This window comes from Lipingzhangella halophila (genome assembly GCF_014203805.1).
Taxonomy (GTDB): Bacteria; Actinomycetota; Actinomycetes; order Streptosporangiales; family Streptosporangiaceae; genus Lipingzhangella; species Lipingzhangella halophila.
Genome location: NZ_JACHJT010000001.1, coordinates 2,632,821 through 2,653,702 on the forward strand (window position 1 = coordinate 2,632,821; position 20,882 = coordinate 2,653,702).

General features: G+C 68.6%; 23 protein-coding genes. 16 read left to right on the forward strand and 7 right to left on the reverse strand.

The genetic code is table 11. The features are described 5' to 3' along the window. Positions 1-122: 122 nt before the first annotated feature. Both F4561_RS11945 and F4561_RS11950 read left to right on the forward strand, forming a co-directional pair. Positions 123-329 carry a cold-shock protein gene (locus tag F4561_RS11945; protein ID WP_184578086.1) on the forward strand — a complete coding sequence of 69 codons (207 nt, stop codon included), beginning with the start codon at positions 123-125 and terminating at the stop codon, positions 327-329. A gap of 123 nt (positions 330-452) precedes the next feature. After that, complete coding sequence (locus tag F4561_RS11950) at positions 453-977, forward strand: GNAT family N-acetyltransferase (protein WP_184578089.1); 525 nt, start codon at positions 453-455, stop codon at positions 975-977. A 101-nt stretch (positions 978-1,078) separates the two neighbouring features. Here F4561_RS11950 and F4561_RS11955 read toward each other — a convergent pair whose 3' ends face one another. Together F4561_RS11955 and F4561_RS11960 are read right to left on the reverse strand one after the other, a co-directional pair. After that, complete coding sequence (locus F4561_RS11955; protein ID WP_184578092.1) at positions 1,079-1,546, reverse strand: DUF5959 family protein; 468 nt, start codon at positions 1,544-1,546, stop codon at positions 1,079-1,081. Positions 1,547-1,727: 181 nt separating this feature from the next. Next, a complete protein-coding gene (locus F4561_RS11960) occupies positions 1,728-2,927 on the reverse strand; it encodes an MFS transporter (RefSeq protein ID WP_312885225.1) in 1,200 nt (399 codons plus the stop codon). Positions 2,928-3,014: 87 nt separating this feature from the next. Between F4561_RS11960 and F4561_RS11965 the strand changes: the two genes are divergently transcribed. The 3 genes from F4561_RS11965 (at position 3,015) to F4561_RS11975 (ending at position 4,444) form a co-directional block, all read left to right on the forward strand. Then, positions 3,015-3,458, forward strand: a complete 444-nt coding sequence (locus tag F4561_RS11965; protein WP_184578097.1) for a winged helix-turn-helix transcriptional regulator — start codon at positions 3,015-3,017, stop codon at positions 3,456-3,458. A 206-nt stretch (positions 3,459-3,664) separates the two neighbouring features. Continuing rightward, positions 3,665-4,090 (forward strand): hypothetical protein, encoded by a 426-nt coding sequence (locus tag F4561_RS11970; protein WP_184578100.1) that lies wholly within the window; start codon positions 3,665-3,667, stop codon positions 4,088-4,090. Next, positions 4,091-4,444 carry a winged helix-turn-helix domain-containing protein gene (locus F4561_RS11975; protein ID WP_184578103.1) on the forward strand — a complete coding sequence of 118 codons (354 nt, stop codon included), beginning with the start codon at positions 4,091-4,093 and terminating at the stop codon, positions 4,442-4,444. It abuts the gene before it with no gap. Positions 4,445-4,507: 63 nt separating this feature from the next. Here F4561_RS11975 and F4561_RS11980 read toward each other — a convergent pair whose 3' ends face one another. Together F4561_RS11980 and F4561_RS11985 are read right to left on the reverse strand one after the other, a co-directional pair. Beyond that, entirely contained in the window at positions 4,508-5,347 is an 840-nt protein-coding gene (locus F4561_RS11980) for an alpha/beta fold hydrolase (protein WP_184578105.1), read from the reverse strand. Between the two features lie 343 nt (positions 5,348-5,690). Beyond that, a complete protein-coding gene (locus F4561_RS11985) occupies positions 5,691-6,470 on the reverse strand; it encodes a nucleotidyltransferase domain-containing protein (protein WP_184578108.1) in 780 nt (259 codons plus the stop codon). Positions 6,471-6,499: 29 nt separating this feature from the next. On the opposite strand from F4561_RS11985, the gene F4561_RS11990 reads away from it, so the two are divergent. From F4561_RS11990 to F4561_RS12015, 6 genes are all read left to right on the forward strand, one after another. Next, complete coding sequence (locus F4561_RS11990) at positions 6,500-7,267, forward strand: HipA family kinase (protein ID WP_184578110.1); 768 nt, start codon at positions 6,500-6,502, stop codon at positions 7,265-7,267. After that, the gene (locus F4561_RS11995) at positions 7,264-7,644 is read left to right on the forward strand and encodes a DUF3037 domain-containing protein (protein WP_184578111.1); all 381 of its coding nucleotides are present in this window, start codon (positions 7,264-7,266) and stop codon (positions 7,642-7,644) included. The genes F4561_RS11990 and F4561_RS11995 overlap by 4 nt, the downstream gene beginning before the upstream one ends. Positions 7,645-7,846: 202 nt before the next feature. After that, a complete protein-coding gene (locus F4561_RS12000) occupies positions 7,847-9,079 on the forward strand; it encodes a multidrug effflux MFS transporter (RefSeq protein WP_312885226.1) in 1,233 nt (410 codons plus the stop codon). Positions 9,080-9,355: 276 nt separating this feature from the next. After that, positions 9,356-11,221 carry an AMP-dependent synthetase/ligase gene (locus tag F4561_RS12005; RefSeq protein ID WP_184578115.1) on the forward strand — a complete coding sequence of 622 codons (1,866 nt, stop codon included), beginning with the start codon at positions 9,356-9,358 and terminating at the stop codon, positions 11,219-11,221. 189 nt (positions 11,222-11,410) lie between these two features. After that, a complete protein-coding gene (locus tag F4561_RS12010; protein ID WP_184578117.1) occupies positions 11,411-12,028 on the forward strand; it encodes an ABC transporter ATP-binding protein in 618 nt (205 codons plus the stop codon). Beyond that, positions 12,025-13,500 carry a DUF6297 family protein gene (locus F4561_RS12015; protein ID WP_312885227.1) on the forward strand — a complete coding sequence of 492 codons (1,476 nt, stop codon included), beginning with the start codon at positions 12,025-12,027 and terminating at the stop codon, positions 13,498-13,500. Before F4561_RS12010 ends, F4561_RS12015 begins: the two co-directional genes overlap by 4 nt. Positions 13,501-13,633: 133 nt before the next feature. Here the strand turns inward: F4561_RS12015 and F4561_RS12020 are convergent, their stop codons facing one another. Beyond that, positions 13,634-14,479: an alpha/beta fold hydrolase gene (locus F4561_RS12020; protein WP_184578118.1), complete on the reverse strand. Its 846-nt coding sequence runs from the start codon at positions 14,477-14,479 to the stop codon at positions 13,634-13,636. Positions 14,480-14,657: 178 nt separating this feature from the next. Here F4561_RS12020 and F4561_RS12025 point away from each other — a divergent pair, with 178 nt between their 5' ends. Further along, complete coding sequence (locus tag F4561_RS12025) at positions 14,658-15,296, forward strand: TetR/AcrR family transcriptional regulator (RefSeq protein WP_221445462.1); 639 nt, start codon at positions 14,658-14,660, stop codon at positions 15,294-15,296. Positions 15,297-15,332: 36 nt separating this feature from the next. Here the strand turns inward: F4561_RS12025 and F4561_RS12030 are convergent, their stop codons facing one another. Then, positions 15,333-16,223 (reverse strand): alpha/beta fold hydrolase, encoded by an 891-nt coding sequence (locus F4561_RS12030; RefSeq protein WP_184578121.1) that lies wholly within the window; start codon positions 16,221-16,223, stop codon positions 15,333-15,335. A 101-nt stretch (positions 16,224-16,324) separates the two neighbouring features. Here F4561_RS12030 and F4561_RS12035 point away from each other — a divergent pair, with 101 nt between their 5' ends. The 3 genes from F4561_RS12035 (at position 16,325) to F4561_RS12045 (ending at position 18,315) form a co-directional block, all read left to right on the forward strand. After that, positions 16,325-16,834, forward strand: a complete 510-nt coding sequence (locus F4561_RS12035; RefSeq protein ID WP_312885228.1) for a CGNR zinc finger domain-containing protein — start codon at positions 16,325-16,327, stop codon at positions 16,832-16,834. A 208-nt stretch (positions 16,835-17,042) separates the two neighbouring features. Further along, positions 17,043-17,393: a VOC family protein gene (locus F4561_RS12040; protein WP_184578127.1), complete on the forward strand. Its 351-nt coding sequence runs from the start codon at positions 17,043-17,045 to the stop codon at positions 17,391-17,393. Continuing rightward, positions 17,326-18,315 (forward strand): SDR family oxidoreductase, encoded by a 990-nt coding sequence (locus tag F4561_RS12045; RefSeq protein WP_184578131.1) that lies wholly within the window; start codon positions 17,326-17,328, stop codon positions 18,313-18,315. Before F4561_RS12040 ends, F4561_RS12045 begins: the two co-directional genes overlap by 68 nt. An 81-nt stretch (positions 18,316-18,396) precedes the next feature. Here F4561_RS12045 and F4561_RS12050 read toward each other — a convergent pair whose 3' ends face one another. After that, positions 18,397-19,359, reverse strand: a complete 963-nt coding sequence (locus F4561_RS12050; RefSeq protein ID WP_184578134.1) for a hypothetical protein — start codon at positions 19,357-19,359, stop codon at positions 18,397-18,399. 920 nt (positions 19,360-20,279) lie between these two features. Between F4561_RS12050 and F4561_RS12055 the strand changes: the two genes are divergently transcribed. Further along, a complete protein-coding gene (locus F4561_RS12055) occupies positions 20,280-20,738 on the forward strand; it encodes an SMI1/KNR4 family protein (protein WP_184578137.1) in 459 nt (152 codons plus the stop codon). Positions 20,739-20,882 lie beyond the last annotated feature (144 nt).

Genomic DNA, 20,882 nt, shown 5'->3' on the forward strand with positions numbered 1-20,882 from the left:
TGTGATCGCCCGCGGAGTTTTTGACCAGCGGGCGTTTTTCGTTTCCGGAGAAGGTTCGCAGCACCCCCAGACACCGCAGAGTGTGGTTCTGGCACCGATCTTCGGAAATGGGGAGATCTCGCATGGCGCAGGGAACCGTCAAGTGGTTCAACGGCGAAAAAGGCTTCGGATTTATCAGCCAGGACGCCGGTGGGCCGGACGTGTTCGTGCACTACAGCAACATCAACGGGACTGGTTTCCGCAACCTGGAAGAGAACCAGCGCGTTGAGTTCGACATCACGCAGGGCCCCAAGGGCCCGCAGGCCGAGAACGTTCAGGGCGTCATCTAAGACCCTGAAGTAACTCTGGCCGCGTGCCGCGGGGGCCGTCCGGGTAACCGGGCGGCCCCCGTTTGTGTTGTTCGGTATCCGCATGGTGATTGAACCAGGTCCGCCTCGGAAAGGCTCGTTGCTATGGGTGAGGTGCGAACCGAGCGTCTGCTGATACGCGATTGGACCCTCGATGACGCCGAGGAGGCGCTGGCGATCTACGGCGCCGAGGACGTCGCGCGGTGGTTGACCCCGGAACCCCACGTCGTGCGGGACGTACAGGCCATGCGGTCGGTGCTGTACGCCTGGGTCGAGGCGCAGCCCAACCTGGTCGCGCCCGCGGGACGCTGGGCGATCGTCCGGCGCGAGGACGGCTTGCTCCTCGGCGGGCTCTCCTTGCGGCTGCTCCCTCCCTATGAGGAGGACTTCGAGCTGAGCTGGCAGATCCGCCCGGACGAGTGGGGCAACGGCTACGCGACGGAGGCGAGCCGCGCCATCATCCGGTGGGCCTTCGACCAGGGCATCGAGGAGCTGTTCGCCGTGGCGCGCCCGGACAACACCCGGGCGATCGCCGCCGCCCGCCGGCTGGGCATGGAGTGGGTCGGCGAGACCACCAAGTACTACGACCGCCTTCTTCAGGTGTTCCGGATCAGGCCTTCGGAGCTGTAGTACCGCGGGCCCGCGGCGGCCCGGCATGCCCCCGGGAGGGGACCGACCGCGATGCGGGAACCGGGGAAACCCTGGAGATCTACATCGTAAAGGCGGATTTTTCAACGCCGCCACACATAGACACCCGGGGATGTCTCCACAACCTCCCACGGCCAGGCCGCTCGAACGCGCCGCAGGTGTTCGTGCTGCTCAGCGGCCCATCCGTCGGCCAGCCACACCAGGACACAGACCGACGTTCCCGATCCGGCGACGTCCTCCACCGCGACTGATGGAACCCCGTTCTGGCCACTCTGTTCGACGCGGATCTCAGGGTTGCGCCCATCATCCATCCAGCAGACGTCCCGCCCGGCGGCGAGCGCCTCCAGAGCCCGTGACCAATGGTCCACGTCGTTCGGGGACAAGCACACGCCCATGTGCCCTTGGGCGAACCCGCTTGTCACGACGATCTCGGCGTCGAGGAAGTCGTGCCAGGGCAGCACCCCAGGCATGTGACGGCCCAGGATCCGTACCCGGAAACTGGTCTCCTCGTCCGCAAGACGAATGAGATCCACCGTGCTGTCCTCTGCCATCCCCGCTCCCAGTACTCCGTGTCGCGCCGATCACGAGGCATACGCCTCAGCCGTCAGCGCGCGGCATTGTGTCAGAGGTACTCAGCGCCGCCGCGCTGGAGTTCGGTGCTTTCTGGGGAAACGGGGGCATCGTCCAAGAGAAGCGTGAGGGGTCCTGCACGGCCTCCGAGCCAAGTGGAAGTCATCCGCGTCCCTGAGGAGCTGCCTCGTTGGGGCGTGTGATCACACCGAACCGATCATGTGCCCACGCGATGAGTCCGAGTAGGGCGTATGAGGCGCCAGTCAGGCAGGAGGCCCACCAGCCCCAGGTGGTGTACGCCCAGGTGGAGGTGACGGCTCCGAGGGCGGATCCCAGGGAGTAGAAGGCCATGTAGGCGCCGATGACGCTACTGGCGCGGTTCGCGTGCGCTGCGGTCAGCAGGTGCTGGTTGCTGACGTGGACGGCTTGGACGGCGAAGTCCAGCAGGACGATGCCGATGACGAGAAGCCACAGGGTCGGCTCTGTCCGGGCGATGAGTGGCCAAGACGCGACCAGTATCGCCAGGGACCACCCGCTGATCGGCTGGGCATGACCGCCGTCGGCCCATCTTCCCGCGCGGGCAGCCCCGAGGGCTCCGGCAAGACCTGCCAGTCCGAAGAGGCCGATCTCGGTAGTGCCGAACGACCACGGTTCAGCGCCGAGCGGGAGGGCCAGTCCGCTCCAGAGGGTTCCGAAGGACGCGAAGAGGAAGAAGGCGATGAGGCCTCGGCTGAGGAACAGCCGGTCCGTGACGGCTAGCCGGACCAATGTGCCGATCGCCTGCGTGTACTGCCCCCGGGGCGTTCTGGGGTCCGGGTGAAGGCCCATGTGGACGGCCACGGCGAGCGCGGCGCAGAACAGGGCGAGCACGAGGTAGATGGCACGCCAGCCGATCGTGTCGCCCAGAGTGCCCGCCAAGACGCGGACCCCGAGGATGCCGATCACCACTCCCGACGTGACCACACCGATGTTGCGCCCTCGTTCGCTCGGTACGGAGACGGCGGCGATGTAGGCCACTACAACCTGCACCACAACAGCGAAGAAGCCAGCGGTCGCCAGCCCTGCCACCGCGATCGGGCCGTTCGGGGCGAGGGCCGCGGTCCCGGCACCCGCGGCGACGAACACCAGGTGCCCGGTGATGAGCCGCCGCCGGTTCACCATGTCGCCGAGGGGGACCAGCAGGATCAGACCCGCGAAGTAGCCGAACTGACCTGCGGCGGCCAGCCATCCCAGCGACTCAGGAGCCAAGCCCAGTTCGGCACCCGCGGCTTCCAGCACCGGTTGGATCGCGTACACCGTGGACACCGCCACGGCGCACACCACGGCCAGGACGATGCGCTGAGCACTCGTTACTCCTATCACCACCACACTCCAATTTGGTTTTAAAATGAAACCATTGGAGGCTAGGGCACAATGGTTTCAAAACGCAACCAAAGGAGGTGGGGTTCGATGGCGGACACGGAATCCGGCCGTGACTGGACCGATCCCACATGCCCGGTCGCTCGGACGATCGATCTCGTTGGTGACCGGTGGACTCTGCTCATCGTGCGCGACGCCATGGATGGCCCGGCGTCCTTCACGGAGTTCCGCCAGCGGCTCGGTATCGCCCGCAACATCCTCAGCGACCGGCTTCGCAAGCTTGTCGACCACGGCATTCTGAGTACCAGGCCCAGCGGCAGGCGGCACGTCTATGAGCTGACCGGGGCGGGGAAGGACCTGTTCACCGCCATCGTGGCGCTGAGGCAGTGGGGAGAGCGCCACGCCTTCGCCGACGGCGAGTCCCGCTCGCGTCTCACCGATGCCGATGGGCGACCGCTCGCCGATCTCCGCCCCCAGGGCCAGGACGGCGCCCCTCTCACCACCGATACAACCCGAGTGGAGAGGGTTATCTGAGGGGGATCACCATAGCCTTCCCGGGCGCTGCTGGGCCTGCCGAGCTCGCCCAGCAGCGTGCTCCAAGCCTAACGCGCCGGGTCCGCCGCTCCCGTTGGACACGTCCGATCCCCTGCTGAGGGCACTGGGTTTCCCTCTCTGCATATACTTGCCAAAATGGAAAGTACTTGCCACTTTGGACACCAAGGTCAGTGGAGGGAGAAGGGATGGATCGGGAAGACGCGCTCGACGGGCTTGTCGCGGCTGAGGAGATCAACAGGCGGGTACGCCGTGGCGGTCGCTGGTACGCGGGGTGGGCGGCGGTCTTCGCGGGAATGTCCGTGGTGCTCACCCTGGGGGTCGGGTTTCTCGGGGCGACCTGGGTGTTCGTGCCGTTCATGGTCGGCTGGGCGGTGTCCTTCGCTGTACTGCTGGTCTACGCCCTGAGCAAGCCCGTCACCCCGGCGGGTTTCGGGTGGATGCACGGCCTGGGCATGGGGGTGTGGGGGGTGGTCTTCGCCGCCGTGCTGACCATCGGGCAGGTGTACTTCCCCGCACAGCCGGCCTGGTGGGTCCCTGGTGCGCTGGTCACGGCGGTTCCGCTGCTCGCCGTCGCCTGCGTTGTCCTCGCGAGGTCCCGGGAGGCGGTGTAAGTGGCGCATGCGCGAGCACGGCTGGATGAGGCCATCCACGCGCCGGTCCGGTTCTCGATCGTGGCCACCCTGGCAGCTGCGTCCAGGGCCGACTTCAAGTTCGTCCGCGACACCGTCGAGATCACTGACTCCGCCCTGTCCAAGCAGGTCTCGGTGTTGGAGAAAGCGGGTTATGTCGCGGTCACCAAGACATCGCTCGGCCGCCGGCCGCGCACGTGGTTGTCGCTGACTGCCGAAGGGCGGCGTGCCTTCGAGCGGCACGTCCGGGCGCTGCGCGACATCGCGGCCGGCGTCGACCTGGACCTGCAGGCCACTCCGGAACCTCCCGACCCGAACGCGTCGCTCGACGTGTGAGCGGTGACCGGCAGGGGCCCGAGCTTACGGGGACAGATACGGCTCCGCTCCGGGGCGGTGGCCTCAGGCGTCCAGGAACGCCGCGATCGTCGCACCCTGGCCCAGGATGGCGTGGCCGGTGCCGGGGAGGAAGGTCACGGTGGCGTGGGGGACCAGCGCCCGCAGGCGCCGGGTGCTCTGGCGGGAGTCGAACATGGCGTCGCGCTCGCCGACGATCGCCAGCACGGGCATGGTCAGGCGGCCCAGAGCCTGGTCGGAGAAGCGGGGTAGCCCTTCGGTGCGCGGCCGGAAGTGGGTGAAGGTGCGCTCTACCGACTCCAGGGTGGAGTGGGCCTCGGTTGCCGAGAGTCCGGTCATGGCCTGGACGGACCTGCGCCGGCCCCAGGCACCGAAGACGCGCAGCGCCATGTTCAGGAGGATCTTCTCGGTGCGCTGCCGGCCCAGTCCGCCCGGGCACAGCAGGCCCAAGCGCCGCACCTGCTTCGGGTAGCGGGTGGCCAGGTCCAGGGCCAGCCAGCCGCCGAAGGACATCCCCACGACCGCGGTGCTGGCGAGTCCGAGCCCGTCCAGGACCTCCTTCAGCCATCGTGCGTGGGCGTCGGAGTCCAGGGGTGGGCGCGAGGGGGCGCTCAGTCCGGGCTCGCCGATGACGTCGACAGCGTACACGCGTGCGTGGCGTACCAGTTCGGTGATGTCCGCGCTCCAGGCGGCGGCGTTGGCGCCCGAGCCGTGCAGTAGCAGGACCGGAGGAGCGTCCTGAGGTCCGCATGCCAGCACGAAGGTCTCGCCCTGGCCGGTGGGGATGCGCAGGTGGTCGGCGGGCACCGGCCAGGACTCCAGGGCACGGCGGTAGTGGCGGTTGAGCTCGCGCTCGCCGGCCGGGGAGGTGTAGATCGCACTCATGGGGCCAGGACACTTTCCAGGTAGCCGAACAGGCGGGCAGTCTCGCTCGGGCCGCCCACCAGGAGGAGCCGGAGAGAGGTTTCCGCTCCTCGCTTATTCCTTAGAAATCTACGTTGTAAAGGCGTTTGTAGAAGACACTTCTCCAAGAAAACCACCATTTGCGCGGCTACGCCGCGCAATTTTTCAGGTCCCGCACCAACGAGTAAGGGGCGCTGCCCGGAGAATCAGCCGATCTTCGGGGCCAGGAGGGCCGAGGGAGACCCCCCGCACGGGTGGGAGCGGGAGCCCTTCCGAACCTCCGGGCGCGCCCGGAGGTTCGGAAGGGCTCAGGATCGGCGGGGCCTCACGCGGCGGTTCCGTGTGCTTCGGTGACTGCTGTCTCCAGGAGCTGGGAGGCAGCGTCGACCGCGGCCATGAGGGTGGCGGGTTCGGTGTCGAGTCCGGTCAGGATGCTGTCGATCCCGCGAAGCCCGGCATCGTGCAGAATCCGCTTCTCGTTGGTGACCCAGGTGGACCGGGCGGCGAGCACGCCGTGGGCGGCTTGGGTCGCGGCGACGGCGATAGCCCCGGCGGTGTCGGTGAGGTGCCCGCGCTCGGCGTGCGCGGCGCGTGCGTAGTCCAGGGTGAGGCGGGCCTGGGCCCACCACTGCAGGGGCGCGTTGTCGCGCAGGGCCTCGGGGTAGCCGGGTTTGGGAAGGTCACCGTGTAGTACTTCGTTGCAGGCGAGCTCGGCGACCACGATGTAGGTGGGGACACCGGCGAGATGGAACATGAGCTGTTCGACGTCGAAGCGGCCTTTCTCGGCTTCGGCGAGCCGGAATTCGACGTCGTCGAGATCGCGGTAATGGACGTCGACCTTGCGGCCGTCGATGGTGAGCCAGGCCCCGCCGTTGAAGACGCCGCCGCCCCATTCGCCGATGCCGGAGACTTCGCCGGGCCAGCCGATGGCGCGTAGTTCGGCGGGATCGAATCGGTGGCGGTAGTAGACGGCGAAGTCCCAGTCGCTGGTGGCGGTGTGGGTGCCGGTGGCGCGGGATCCGCCGAGGCTGACGGCGGTAACTCCGTTGAGTCGGGCGAGGTGGTGGGTGACGTGTTCGACGAAGGTGTGGTCCTCGGACGGCATGTTCGTAACCTATCCAAGCGGGCGCGTCTATGCTGAGCGGCATGGTCAGAGAGGTGGTCGCGACGCGGTACGTGCTGCCGCTACGCGAGGGAGGGTCGCTTCCGGGCCTTGTCGAGGCCGATGACCTCGGGATGTATGTGGTGAAGTTCCTGGGGGCGGGCCAGGGACGCAAGACCCTGATCGCCGAGTTGATCGCGGGGGAGATCGCGCGCAGGTTGGGGCTACCGGTTCCGGAGCTGGTCCTGGTGGAGTTCGACTCGGTGATCGGCCGCAGCGAGCCTGATGAGGAGGTTCAGGAGCTGCTCAAGGCGAGCGGGGGCGTGAACCTGGGGATGGACTACCTGCCGGGTGCGCTGGGGTTCGATCCGCTGGCTTTCGACATTGACGCGGAACTCGCGGGCCATGTGCTGTGGTTCGACGCCTACATCACCAACGTGGACCGGACGTGGCGGAACCCGAACATGCTGGTGTGGCACGGCCGGCCCTACCTGATAGACCATGGTGCGTCGTTGATCTTCCACCACAACTGGCAGGGTGCCGAGTCGGCGGTGCGGCGGCCCTATGACGCGACCGGGCATGTTCTGTTGCCGGCGGGGCCTGATGTGCGCGCGGCGGATGCGGAGCTGTCGCCGCGGATCACCGGTGATGTGGTGGGCGAGGTTGTCGAGCTGGTGCCTGATGAGTGGCTGGCGGACGAGCCCGGGTTCGGGTCTGTGCGGGAGGTGCGCGAGGCCTACGTGCGCTACCTGCTGGCGCGTGTCGCTGGGCGGTCGTGGTTGCCGGAGGTTTCCGGGTGAGTCGTGCGGTGTTCGAGTACTCGCTGGTGCGGGTGGTGCCACGGCCGGAGCGTGGTGAGCGGGTGAATGTCGGCGTCATCGTGTACTGCCGGGAGCAGGGGTTCCTGGGGGCGCGGTGTGTGCTGGATGCGGGCCGGTTGCTGGCGCTCGACTCCGGGGTGGACGTCGATGGCGTCTCGCGGGCGCTGGAGGGGGTCCAGGCGGTGTGCCAGGGCGGTGCCGGGGCGGGGGCCGCGTCGGTGGCTGATGCTGGGCGGCGGTTTCGCTGGTTGACGGCGCCGCGGAGTACGGTCGTGCAGCCGGGGCCGGTGCATTCGGGGTTGACGCTGGATCCCGCGGGGGAGATGGAGCGGTTGGCGCGGTTGCTGGTGTGCTGATTGTTCTGGGCTGGGTGCCCGTGGGGTTGGGTGTGTTGGGCACGTCACGTTCGCAATGTGGACGGAGCGGAAGGGTTCGGGTGCGCGGTCTGTTGGTTTTGTTGGCGCCTGGTTTTTGTGCGCCGTGCTCGTGCGTTTTCTTGCGCTAGTCGAATGGGGTGTCCGCGTGTCACAGGCCCGGTTATCGTCGTCGGAGCGTTCGGTGGGTGAGACGGAGAATCAGGTGTGGCCGCGGAGCCGGCGTTCGGTGGCGTTCCTGGTTCTTGTGTTGGGAATGTTGACGGCCACTGGGCCGTTGGCGACCGACCTGTATCTTCCAGCGTTTCCGGAGATTGCGGCGGATCTGGGGGCGGCTGAGGCGCAGATCCAGTTGACGTTGACGGCGATGATGGTCGGGCTGGCGCTCGGTCAGTTGATCATCGGGCCGTTGAGTGACGGGTTGGGGCGCCGTACGCCGATGCTGGTGGGCGTCGCTGTGTTCACCATCGCGTCGTTCTTGTGTGTCCTGGTGCCCTCGGCGGGTGTTTTTGTGGCGTTGCGGTTTGTGCAGGGCGTCGCTGGGGCTGCGGGGGCGGTGATCTCGCGTGCGGTGGTGCGGGATCTGTTCTCTGGTGATGACGCGGCGCGGTTCTTCTCGCGGCTGGTGCTGGTCATTGGGGTGGCTCCGATGTTGGGGCCGATCGTGGGTGGCCAGTTGCTGTTGGTGGGGCCGTGGCAGTTGTGCTTCGTTGTCCTGGGTGCGGTTTCGGCGTTGAGCTTCGTGGTGGTGTTCTTCTGGTTGCCGGAGACGCTGCCGGGGGAGCAGCGGCAGGCGATGCGCGTGTCGGGGTTGTTGGTGACGGTGTGGCGGCTGGTGCGTGATGCGCGGTTCGTTGGTCCGGCCCTGACGTTGGGGCTGACGTTCGCCATGATGTTCACCTACATCTCTGCTTTTTCGTTTGTTTCCCAGGATGAGTTCGGTGCGTCGGCGCAGGCGTACAGCGTGATGTTCGCGATCAACACGGTGGGGCTGATCTGCGGTACGCAGGTGAACGGTTTCCTTATTGGGCGTATGGAGACGTCGCGGCGGCTGGCGGGGGGATTGTGCTTGGCGCTGCTGGCGGTGGTGGTGTTGCTGTCGTTGGCGGTGTCGGGTGCGGCGAGTCTGGTGTCGTTGACCGCGACGCTGTTCGTGATGATGTTCGGTGTCGGGTTCGTTATGCCGAATGCGACGACGTTGGCGCTGTCATCGCAGGTTCCGGCGGTGGCGGGGACGGCGTCTGCGTTGATGGGGTCGATGCAGTTCGCGATGGGCGGCGGGTTGGCGTCGTTGGCGGGGTTGACCGCGTCGGGTGATGCGACGTTGATGAGTATGACGTCGGTGATGGTGGGCCTGGGTGTCCTGGCTGTGCTGGTGTTCCTGGTTTTGGGGCGGCGTGCCGCGCGTTTTGGGTAATGAGTTCGGATGATTGGGTGATTGCGCCCGGGCGGAGTTTCCGCCCGGGCGTTGTTTTTTGCGGAACCGTTCTTGTCGGGGGTTTTTCGGGGAGTTTGGTGGGTTGCCGCTGGGTGTCGGAAGAGTGCACAGTAGGGCAACGTCTACGTAGCTTTCGCGAAACCTGTATGGGGGCGGTCGGGCGTGTCTGGGGCTGGACCAGTGAGGGGTGCCCGGCGTGTTAGTGGGCTTGGTGATCTGGCGTACCAGGTCGCGGGGTTGGCGCCGCACTCGGAGATGTTCGCGCGTAAGAACGCGGATGACCGGTGGGAGCGGGTGTCGGCGAGTGAGTTCCTTGGTGAGGTGACGGCGCTGGCCAAGGGGTTCATCGCGGCTGGGATCAGCGCGGGTGACCGGGTGGTGCTGGTGTGTGGCACTCGCTATGAGTGGGTGCCGGTCAGTTTCGCGATCTGGGCGGTGGGGGCGGTGTCGGTGCCGGTGCCGTCGGCGTGTTCGGCGGCGCGGTTGCGGCATGTGTTGCGGGATTGCCGGCCGGCGGCGGTGGTGTTGGAGGATGGCCGGCATGCGGGGGCGGTCGCTGGGATCCAGCATGAGCTGACCGACTTGGGGCGTACGTGGCGGCTCGACACTGTGGGGTTGGCGGGGATTAGCCGGCTGGGTTCCTATATGGAGTCGACGGCGATCCGGTTTCGGCGGGAGGAGACGACGCGCGAGGACCCGGCGGCGATCATGTATCCGGTTCGCCGGGAGGTGGCGACGCGCGGGGCCGTGTTGACGCATGGGAACTTGCTCGCGTCGGCCGAAGGGTTGTTGGAGCGGCTGGGTCCGGCTGTGTCGGAAATCCCCGCGGGGCAGGCGACGACGGTGATGAGTGTTCCGCTTGCCGATATCCATGGGCATGCGGCGTTGGTGGCGTGTGTGTTGGGGCGGGTCCGTGTGGGGTTTCCTTCGCGGACGGCGCCTTTGTTGTGGGAGATGCGGCTTTTCCGGCCGACGGTGCTGTTGGCGACGCCGTCGTTGTTGGAGGAGGTGCACCGTGGTGAGCGGGCGCGGGCCAGTGAGGTGGGTTGGGACAACCTGAACACGTTCGACGCGGCGACGGACTTGGCGGTGAGTTTCGACGAGTCGCCGCGTAAGGGGGCGTGGAAGCGGATGTCGCGGGTGATGTACGACTGGATGTACACCCGTATCCGCGATGTGTTGGGTGCTCGTGTACAGGTGGCGGTGTGTGCGGGGCCGCCGTTGTCGGAGCGGATGGATCGGTTCTACGGGGGTGCGGGCATCCCGGTTTACCAGGCGTTCGGCACGGTTGAGGCGGGTGGTGTGTTCGTGGCGAGTGGCCCGGGTGTCCGTGGTGCGGGCACGGCGGGGGCTGCGTTGCCGGGCACTGAGGTGCGGTTGGGCGCCGCCGGTGAGGTGTATGTGCGTGGGCCGGGGGTGTTCCCGGGGTATTGGGACAGTCCTGAGGCGTCGCGGGCGGCCTTCCAGGATGGGTGGTTGGCCACGGGTGTGCGTGCCGAGATGGATGAAGCGGGGTTCTTGAGGGTTCAGGAGTGGGTGCGGCCGCAGGCGTCGCGGTTGGCGCCGCCGCGGAACACTCTGGCGTCGGGGCCGGCCGCTTTGCCTGCGGCACCTGCGGCGCCGGCAGAGCCTGCGGTGCCGGCTGCGGAAGCTCCGGTTAGGGGTGCGCAGGGGCATGGCCGGGGGGCGGCGGGTCCGCCGGAGTCGGGGGTGGCTGGGCAGGTGGCCGCGCTTGAGCGGAGGCTGTGTGAGCATCCGTTGATCAGTCAGGTGATGGTGGTCGTTGAGGGTCGGCCGTATGCGAGTGCGCTGATCACGTTGTTGCGGGAGCAGGTGGAGTACTGGCGGTTGGTCAATGGTCGGCCGTTGTCGACTCCGACGGCCGAGATCGTGTCGGATCCGACGTTGCTGCGTGAGGTGCAGAAGGTGGTGCACGAGGCCAACGGTGTGGTGTCGGCGGAGGCGCGGGTGCGGGCGTTCCATGTTCTGCCTGAGGAGTTCTCGGTGCAGAGTGGGGTGGTGCTGCCGTCGGGGGAGTTGCGTCGTGACGTGATCCTGCGGGCTTTCGATGAGGAGATTGATGGGTTGTACCAGGTGCCGGATGCTGGTGGTCGGGCCTGAGTCTGGTGGGGCTGGCGGCCTGTCATCTCTACCGGGTTGAGCTATAGCATGCCGCACGGGTACCGCTCCGAAGAGCAGATCGCCCGCTACCGCCGTTTCCCCGACGAAAGGCACCGGGCCGTAGCCGTGGGCTGTGTGGCGCCGAGTCGGCGGACCGGCGGGGCGGCGGGGCGGCCATAGGCTGGGCGGGTGAGCGAACCGGTCGTTGTCGCCCGTGATGTGGGTGTGGAGTTGGGTGGTGTGCCGGTACTGCGCGGAGTCGACCTCACGGTCGCGCCCGGGGAGGTGGTCGCGGTGGTCGGGGCCAACGGTGTCGGGAAGACGACTTTGCTGCGCTGCCTGGCGGGGTTGCAGCAGGCCCGGGGCAATGTGGGGGTGCTGGGCCGCCCGCCCGTCGACGAGCCGGGTTTCTGGCGCGACGTCGTCCTGGTCGGCGACGAGCCCGCCTGGTATCCGGGGTTGACCGTAGGGGAGCATCTGGAGCTGATGCGCGCGGTGCACGGTCCCGGGCGGCTGGGGGTGCGGGCGGGTCTGGAGCTGTTCGAGCTGGCCGGTTGCGCTGATCGGGCCCCGTTGTCGCTGTCGACTGGGCAGCGCCAGCGGCTGGTGCTGGCCATGGCGCTACTGCGGCCGAGCTGGTTGCTGCTGTTGGACGAGCCGGAGCGCGGGCTCGACGCGGCGTTCCGGGAACGGCTCGCGGGTCTGCTCGCCGAGTATGCCGCGGAGGGCGGCACGGTGGTGATGGTGACGCATGACCCGCGGTTCGCCGAGGGTGCCCGCCACGTCGCTCTGGCGGGCGCCGCGTGAGTGGGGTGGCGGAGGTCCGGGCGTTTGTGCGGGCAGGGGGGCGCAGGCGTCGCTCCTGGTCCGATCGGTACATCGCTCTGCTGAGTCTCGGTCTGCTGGTGGTGCTGGCGTCCCCGGCGATCGGCCGCGCGGTGTCGGTGGTGCCCAGGGACGTCGATCCGGCACGGGCGGGTGCGGGGTTGGCGCTGATCGCGTTGCTGCTGGTGGGTTCGCTGACCATTGCGCGTGTGGTCGGGCCCGTGTCGGTGTCGGCGGCGGACGCCGCGTGGCTGGTGCTCTCGCCGTTGCCGCGCCGTAGCGTGTTGGCCCGGACGCTGCTGGTCCTTGCTGTGGTGTGCGTCGTTGTCGGTGCGGCCGTCGGTCTGGCGCTGCTGAGCGCGGTCGGCGCTCCCGATGCGTTGTCGCTCCGGCTGCTTGCGGCTGTGGTGTTGGGCGTGTCGTGGGCGTTGGGCGGGGTGGCGGCGAGTGTTCTGGCGCAGGCGTCGCAGTTCTGGGGCGGCTGGCTGGTCGCGGTGCTCGTCGTTCTTGTTGTCGCGGCGGTCGCTGTGGCGGTGATGAGTATGGGGCCGGGGCAGGGGGTGCTTGTCGGTATCGCGTCCGCGTCCCTGGGGGCGTGGATGGCGGCGGCGGCCGCATCGGCCGCTGCGGCCGCTGGCCTTGTGGGGCGGGCCTGGGCGGTCGTCGCGCGTATCCCGGCCCGCGTGGTCCTGGACGCATCGGCCCGGAGGGGGTATGCGGCGGGCGCGTTCGCTGTTATGGATCCGGGCTCGCTGACCTGGATCGTTGAGGACGCGCACTGGCGATCGCGCGTGCTGCGGTCGCGTGCGTGGCCGTCGCGGTTGCGCGGGGCGGCGGCGGTGGCCTGGCTGGACTGGCGGAGGTTGGCGCGGCGGCCGGGATGGTTGGCGTTGGTGGCGGCGTCGTCGGTTCTGCCTGTGCTGGCTGCGCGGGCGGGTGGCGGGGTGCCGGGGGCGCTGATCGTGCTTGCCGTGGGCGCGTTGGCGGTTGCCGCGACGGGCACGGCGGGGGCGCGCCGGGACGCTGGGGATGCGGCGCTGGCGCGGTTGCTGGGTGCCGGTCCGCGCGCGCTTCTCGCGGCGAGGGCGGTGCTGCCCGCTCTGCTGGGTGGCTCCTGGTTGACTCTCGCGTTGGCCGGGTTGGACGTCTCGGGCTTCGGTGGGCCTTTCTGGCCGCTCGGGTTGCTGTGTGCGCCGGCGCTGGCGGCGGGTGCGCTGCGGCTGGCGCGGCGCCGTCCGATTGAGCACACGATGCCCGTCATGGACTCGCCTCTGGGTCCGGTGCCGCTGGGTCCGGTGGTGTGGGTGTTGGCTGGCGCCGACGTTGCCGCACTGGGGTGCCTGCCTGCGCTCATGGCGTTGACCAGCGGGGTGACCGGTCCGCTGCTTGCGGCGCAGGCGGTGTGGGGTGCGGCGGTGCTGGTGGTTTACTGGGCGGGTCCGCGGCGCGCGTAGGGGTGGGAGGCCCGGGGCGCGCAGGCTTTGGTTCGTGCGACGACGCCGTACGCGGTCGGTGCCACGCTGCGTTGTGACAGAGAATCGCCCGCGCCTTCAGGGGTGGCGGGCTGATAACGGTCCACGCCGCCCGTTACTTGTCCGCTGACCGGTCCTCCCGCGGGGCAGGCGGGTCAGACGTGAGGTGGGCCAGAAGCTGTGCTGGTGCGTCTTCCTGCAGGAGGTGGCCAGCGCCTTCGATCCAGTGCAGCTCGGCGTGCGGGATCCGGTCGTGCAGCCATCGCGCGTAATGGGGTGGGAGGATGTGGTCCTCGGTGCCCCAGATCAGGCGCGTCGGGATGGTGATCTCGCCGAGCAGCTGTTCGTACTCCGCCGTATGCTCCTGCTTGATCTGGCTGTACTGGCGGTAGAAGGCGGCCTGTCCGGTTTCGCCGCGCCAGGGGGTGAGGAGCGCGTCGAGGACCGCTGGTCGGTAGCCGAGGTTCGTGGCGTGGCGCATGTGACTGGTGACCAGTTCCTGGTGGGCGTAGCCCGGGAGCTGATGGAAGACCTCGGGGTGTTCCAGGATGAGCTGGAAGAGGCCGCGTTCCCACTCGCCGCCGCTCACGGCGTCGAACAGGGTGAGGTCTTGGAAGTTCGCTCCTTCCAGCAGGGTGCTCCGCAGCGTGACCGCGCCGCCGATGTCGTGAGCCACGACGCTGGGGTGGGACAGTTCCCAGTGGTCGAGGAGTTGGGCGAGGTTTCGGGCGTGCGCGGCCAGGCTGAGGTCTTGGCCCTCGCGTTGTTCGGACTGGCCGAAGCCGAGCAGGTCGAATACGTAGACCCGCCGCGTTTGGGCGAGTGCGGGCGCGAGGTCGCGCCAGAGGAAGGATGAGTATGGGGTGCCGTGTACGAGCACGAGCGGTTCCCCGCTTCCCAGGGCCGTCCATCGGATCGTCCCGCCGGGTGTTTCGAACTCGTTGTCCAGTGACCAGGTCATCGTGGTTCTCCTGTTGTGCGTGCGTTCTCGGTGTCGTACAGCGCGGGGTCGGCCCTGTTCCCGGTATCGCGCGGGAACTCGGGCAGCCAGTGCGTCGCCCGCATACCGCCCCCTACACTGATCTGTGAAGTTACCTGTCCGACCATAGGTACACAGGTCTGTGAAGTCAACTGGGGTGATGATGAGCACCGACACCGGCCCGGAGCAACCGCTGACGCCAGGCGCCCAGCGGATCCTCGACGTCGCCTCGGAGCTGTTCTACTGGCGCGGCATCCACGCCGTCGGCGTCGACACCATCGCCGCCGAATCCGGCGTGACCAAGCGGACCCTCTACGACCGGTTCGGGTCGAAGGACAACCTCGTCGCCGCCTACCTGGACGCCCGGGACCGGCGCTGGCGCGACATGGTCACCACCCGGCTCCACGGCGCACCCCCCGACTCCGTGGCCCGCGTGCTGGTGCCGTTCGACGTGCTACCCGACTGGCTCGCGCCGAGCACCCGGGGCTGCGGTTTCATCAACGCCTTCGCCGAGCTGCCCAACCCCGACCATCCCGGCCGGCGAATCGTCGTCGCCGAGAAGGCGTGGTTACGAGCCCTGTTTCGCGACCTGCTCACCGAGGCGGGCGCAGCAGGTGGGAACGACGTCGAGACGCTCGCCACGCAGCTGCTGAGCCTGCACGAAGGCGCAATCGTCAGCTACGCCATCACGAACGACACGTCAGCCGCGGCTGCCGCTCGCACCGCCGCGAAGATCCTCGTGACCGGCGCGCTACCCGGGCCTCTACTGCAGCGCGGCCAGTCGTTCCGGGCGGAGTAACACTCCGCCCGGAATTCGCCTGATGTTCGGCGAGTACTACGGCGCCCCCTTCATGCCCGAGTCCAACGTGCGGGTCAGGAAGTCCCGGATGTGGCCGGCCGCGGTGTCCAGGTGGCTTTCGAGTAGGAAGTGGCCGCCTCCGGGCACCAGATGGATCTCGGCGTCCGGCAGGTCCCGCGCGAAGGCGCGCGCACCGTCAGGGCCGAAGATGAGGTCTTCGGCTCCCCACACGGCCAGGAGCGGGACGCGGCTCTGCCGGAAGTACGTGTGCACCCGCGGGTACAAGGGCGGGTTGGTGGCGTAGTCGCGGAAGAGGGCGAGCTGTGCGAGGTCGTTGCCGGGGCGGCTGATGTCGCGGTGGTCGGACGTCCAGGTGTCGGGGTCGACCAGTTCGGGGCGGTCCACGCCGTGGAGGTACTGCCAGCGGATGGCGTCCAGGCTGAGAGCGGTGCGGACCGCCGGCTCCGTCTCGGGTCCCGGGTTCTTGGCGTAGGCCCACACGGGTGCCCAGAACTGCGGGACGAAGCCGTCCTCGTAGGCGTTGCCGTTCTGGGTGATCACCGCGGTGAGCGCCTCCGGGGTGCGCAGCGCGAGCCGCCATCCGATGGGGGCGCCGTAGTCCTGCACGTATACGGCGTAGCGGTTGATGCCGAGCTCGACCAGGAGTGCCTCGGTGATGTCGGTGAGTGCGTCGAACGTGTAGGGGAACGTGTCGGCTGGCGGAGTGTCGGAGTGGCCGAAGCCGATGTGGTCGGGGGCGATGACGCGGAACCGGTCGGCGAGTTGCGGGATCAAGCGGCGGAACATGCGCGAGCTGGTGGGGAAACCGTGCAGGAGCAGCAGAGTCGGCGCCTCGCGGGGGCCGGCCTCCCGGTAGAAGACGCGGTGTCCTCGCACGGTGGCGTACTGGTGGTGAACCTCGACCATTGCTAACCCTATCAATCTTTTTTGGTGGTTATCCGCGCTCTCAGTGGACCCGAAGCAAGGTAACCTGTCAAGTCGAACAAGAGGGTTAGACGGGGAGGTGGGTGGACGTGCTCGACGAACAGGCACTGCTCGAGGCGCTGAACAGCACCCCGGTGGTGGACGGTCGGCCGCAGGACCTGTGGGCCGATGACGCCGTGCTGCGGCGGTGGGCGCGGAAGCACGGCGGCCCGGGTGACGCACCGGCGATCGACTGGCTGCGGACAGCCAGGGACGTGCTCCAGACCGCCACGCACGGCCCCGTGCCCGAGACGGATCTGCGGCGGATACTTTCCGGCGTCTACCGGCTCCCCGAGATCGGCGCGTCGGATCTGCGGTGGCCTCTGCACGGGCCGCCCGAACGGATGCTCGCGGTGGAGCTGGTGCTCGCCTGGTACGACGTCCAGGAACGCAGGCCCGGCCGGCTGCGCCCCTGCTGCAACGACGAGTGCCGCCTCTTCCTTCTCGACCGCAGCCGCGCCAACACCGCCCGCTGGTGCTCGATGAAGACCTGCGGTAACCGCTTGAAGGTCCGCCGACACCAGGAGCGCGCCCGCCAGGCCCCGGGGACCTGACAGGACCGCGTCGGACGCCATTGGCGAACCTGGCACCGGCCGCGGAAACGGCCGCCTCCCTCACCGGCCGGTGGTGAACTCCTCCGGGGCTCGGGGGCGGAGAACCAGACCAAGCAGAAGGCGGATTGACGGTAAGCACGAACCAGCGCACGTTGTTGCGGCCGTGCCGCGAAGTGCTCTGAGCCGGCGCGCAAGTAGGGTTGGCCTCGTGGAGATCAGGTGGGAGGCCCTGACCATCGACGCGCGAGAGCCGTTGTCTCTCGCGCGGTGGTGGGCGCGGACCCTCGGTTGGGACGTGATGGACCCTGACCCGGCCGGCGTCGAGGTCCGGCCGCCCGATCGGCACTCGTCGTCGCTCTTCTTCGTCCGCGTGGACGACGCGAAACTGACCAAGAACCGCCTGCACCTCGACTTGTACGCAGAGGACCAAGCGGCAGCCGTGGACGGCCTCATCGCCAGGGGAGCCACTCGCGCCACCGTGGGCCAGCCCGATGACGCCGAATGGGTGGTGCTGCGTGACCCCGAGGGCAACGAGTTCTGCCTCCTCGAACCGCGCTGACCAAGGTCAACGACCCCCGCGGGGCGGGCTGGGCCCCGCACCGGTTGCGCCAGTCGGCGCTCACCCACCTCGTTCAAGCGGGGCGTTCGGCGGCCGAGCTCCAGGCCAAGTCCCGCCACGCCCACCTGGCCACGCCCGGAAAGTACGCGAAGCTCGGCGAGGAAACCCCCGCCCGCATCACCGCCGGACGGGCAACACGATTCTGGTCACCGGTGCCACCTCGGGTATCAGGCTGGGCCTGGCGCTGCGCTTTCACCAGGCCGGCAACAAGGTGATCGTCGCCGGACGGCGCACGGAACTGCTCGATCGGATCACGACCGAGCACCCGGGTATCGAGACGCTCGTTCTCGACGTCACCGACCCCGCCTCGATCGCCCACGCCCACAAGACGGTGACCAGCACCTACCCGGAGATGAACGTCCTGGTCAACAATGCGGGCATCATGCTGGCGGAGAACCTCCTCGACGCCGGCTCCCTGCCGATCGCCGAGGACACGGTCACCACCAACCTGCTCGGCACGATCCGGATGGCCAACGCCTTCCTGCCCCACCTGGTGGCCAAGGACAACGCGGCCGTCGTCAACGTCGGCTCCGGGCTGGAGTTTGTCCCGCTGCCGGCCACCCCGACCTACAACGCCACCAAGGCCGCGATCCACTCCTTCAGCGAGAGCCTGCGCGTCCAGTTGACCGAGACCTCCGTACAGGTGATCGAGGTGGTCCCGCCAAGCGTGCGGACCACTTTGATGGGACAGCAGGACAGCGAGCAGGCAATGCCGCTGGAGGACTTCCTCTCCGAGGTCATGACCCTCCTGGGCACCCAGCCCGACGCCGGGGAAATCCTCGTCGAGAACGTCAAGTTCCTGCGCCATGCCGAGGCTGAGGGCACCTACGGCAAGGTCCTGTCCATGCTCAGCGGCCACTGAACTGTCCGCCAGCCACCGCGGGCGATCCTCTTGGCCGCAGGAAGGCCGCGGGCGCAAGGCGTGGTGCGGGCCTTGCGCCCCTCAGGGCCAGCGGATGTCGGTGGCGGTGGGCAGGCTCGAAACCGCGGTTTCGTCGTGGGAGTTGAGTTCCTCGAAAAGCTGGGTCCAGGCGGCCTTGGGTGTGTTGTCGGTGGCGGAGCAGCCGCCGCGTTGGCCGCAGGCGGTGTGTTGGGACATGGCGCCGGCGAAGCGAACGGGGCCGGCGTCGTTGCGGGCTCCCCAGGAGCTGACGGCGGCCCATTGGCGGGCCTGGATGCCGTCGGTGCGGTAGATCTGCGGGATGGCCCTGATGGTGGGGGCGGCGCCGGTGGAGACGTGGTGTACGTCGGCCAGTGTCCATCCGTTGGCGCAGGCGGTGGAGTCGGAACCGTGTTCCGGGCAGCCTTCGGCGGAGTTCGCGGCGTAGAGGGCGCGGTCGGTGGCCTCGGTGAAGGCGTTGGCCCAGGCGCGGGCCCATTTGGGTGCGGACCAGGAGGGTTCGGCGTCCAGGCCGCCGGTTATGGTGACGGCGTCGTTGTCGGCCTCGGCGGCCTTGGCGACGACGGAGGCCCACTGTTTGCCGGCCGCGGTGCCGCTGATACCGCCGTCGGATTTGTTGTTCACGGTCAGGGCGAGTTCGGCCCGGGCGTCGCCGGTGCGGCATTGGGTGAATCCGGCGGCCCAGGCGGTGGCGATCGAGGCGGCGTGCTTGGTGGGCACACGTTCACTGGTGTGGGTGGCGGTGGTGCCGGGGTGGCGCAGTACGCCGCCGCGTTCCTGAGTGCCGACCATGAGGAAGCGGACCCCGCTGGTGCCTTTCCTGCCTTCGGCGCAGCCGGCTTTGCGTGCGGCGGTGCGGTCGCTGTCGGTGGCGGTGGGCTGCAGGTAGCGGCTGACGGTGGCGCCGGGGTAGGTCTCGGCGGCTGCCGGGGTGGGGGCACTGGCGAGGGTGAGAGCGGTGAGGGCGAGGGTGATGGGCCATACGCGGCGGCCTGCGGCGGTCATGTGGCTCCCCGTTCTCCCTGGTTGGTGCGGGCACGGTGTACGGGTTCATTGAGCCGTATCCGGGGTGTGGGGCCCAACACCAGGGCGAGTTCGGAGGTTCTGGGGTACTGCGGGCGCAGTCGGGTTTATGGGGCGTTGGGGGTGGGCCGCCCTCCTGGTGCGGGATGGCTGTCTAGCGGGTGCGGTCGCGGGTGAACAGGTGTTTGGCCCAGAGATAGCCCAGGAGCGCGGTGCCGGTGCACCAGGCGGTGGTGCGCAGGGCGCTGTCGCCCATGGGGGTGCCCATGAGGAGCGCGCGCAGGGTTTCGGTGATGGGGGTGAAAGGTCCCGCCCACCGCGCGCCGGCGACAGAGTGGCGCTGACTTGGTGCGGCGCAATAAGCGCGGCGCCGAATCCGACCGGCCCGCACTGCTGGCACCGATGGAGGCTGGACACATGAAGGTGGGGTCCCACCGCCAGCTGGCGGTGGGACCCCACCCCAAGTTCGGGAACGGTACGGCGGTCGCCTCTCGGCGCGCGGCACAACGCGGTTCCGTGGACCGCCCGGGGCCACCGCAGTGGACGCGGGCGCGGTATTCCGCGAAGGCTTTGGTTGGAGCCCGGGGGACACTTGCTACCGCACCGACCCGGACCCCCTTAACGGGGGCCGACACCGATGATCGCACCCCCGTTGGGGCGGTGTCCAACGGGGACGCGGAGGCGGACCGGCTCGGGTGCCGCACATGATCCGAAGGGATCCGGGGCGGGTGCGGCCCGAATCCGGGAAGTGGTGGGCGGGACCGCAAGAGCGCGCTGACCAGCGTGTCGACCCGCGGCGCCGCGCCTGCTCGTCCTGTGCCCGGCCGGAATTCCGCGGTGGATTCGCGGGACGCGCGGTCGCCGGTTTCTCTCGCCTCGGCGCGACCTGTGATGATTCACGTGTGTGGCGTGAACTGATCGATGAACTGTACCCCGAGGCGGAGCTGCCCGCGCCTGCGGATGAGGCGACGATCGTCGAGATCGAGAAGGTGCTCTCCCTGCCGTTGCCCTTCGAGCTGGGGTCGCTGCTGGGCGAGTGCAACGGGGTGTACAACCAGTACGGCGATGCCGTGGTCTGGTCGGCTGAGCGGGTCATCGAGGACAACCTGGCCATGCGCAACGAGCCCGACTCCCTTGAGCTCTACGCTCCCTTCCACGAGCTGATCTTCTTCGGTGACAGCGACATGGGCCCGCAGTTCGCCTACGTACACACCGACTACGGTCCCGGGATCATCGTGTGGGACCAGGAAACCGACCAGCGCCGGCTGGCGGTGGTGTCGCTGCGCGACTACCTGGTCCGCTGCCTGACCCAGGGCAACGGGTGGTTCCGTTCGACCGTGCGCCCACCCGGGTCGCGGTGACCCGGGGTGCGAGGTGGTTGCCCGCCCGGTGTGGGGCGGGATGTGCGCTGCGCAGCGAGTCGGTTTGACCTGGGTGTTTGTGTTATTTTGCGAAGGTCGCCTCCGGCGGGAAGGCGGCGGGCGCATTCCCGGTAGCGGAGAGTC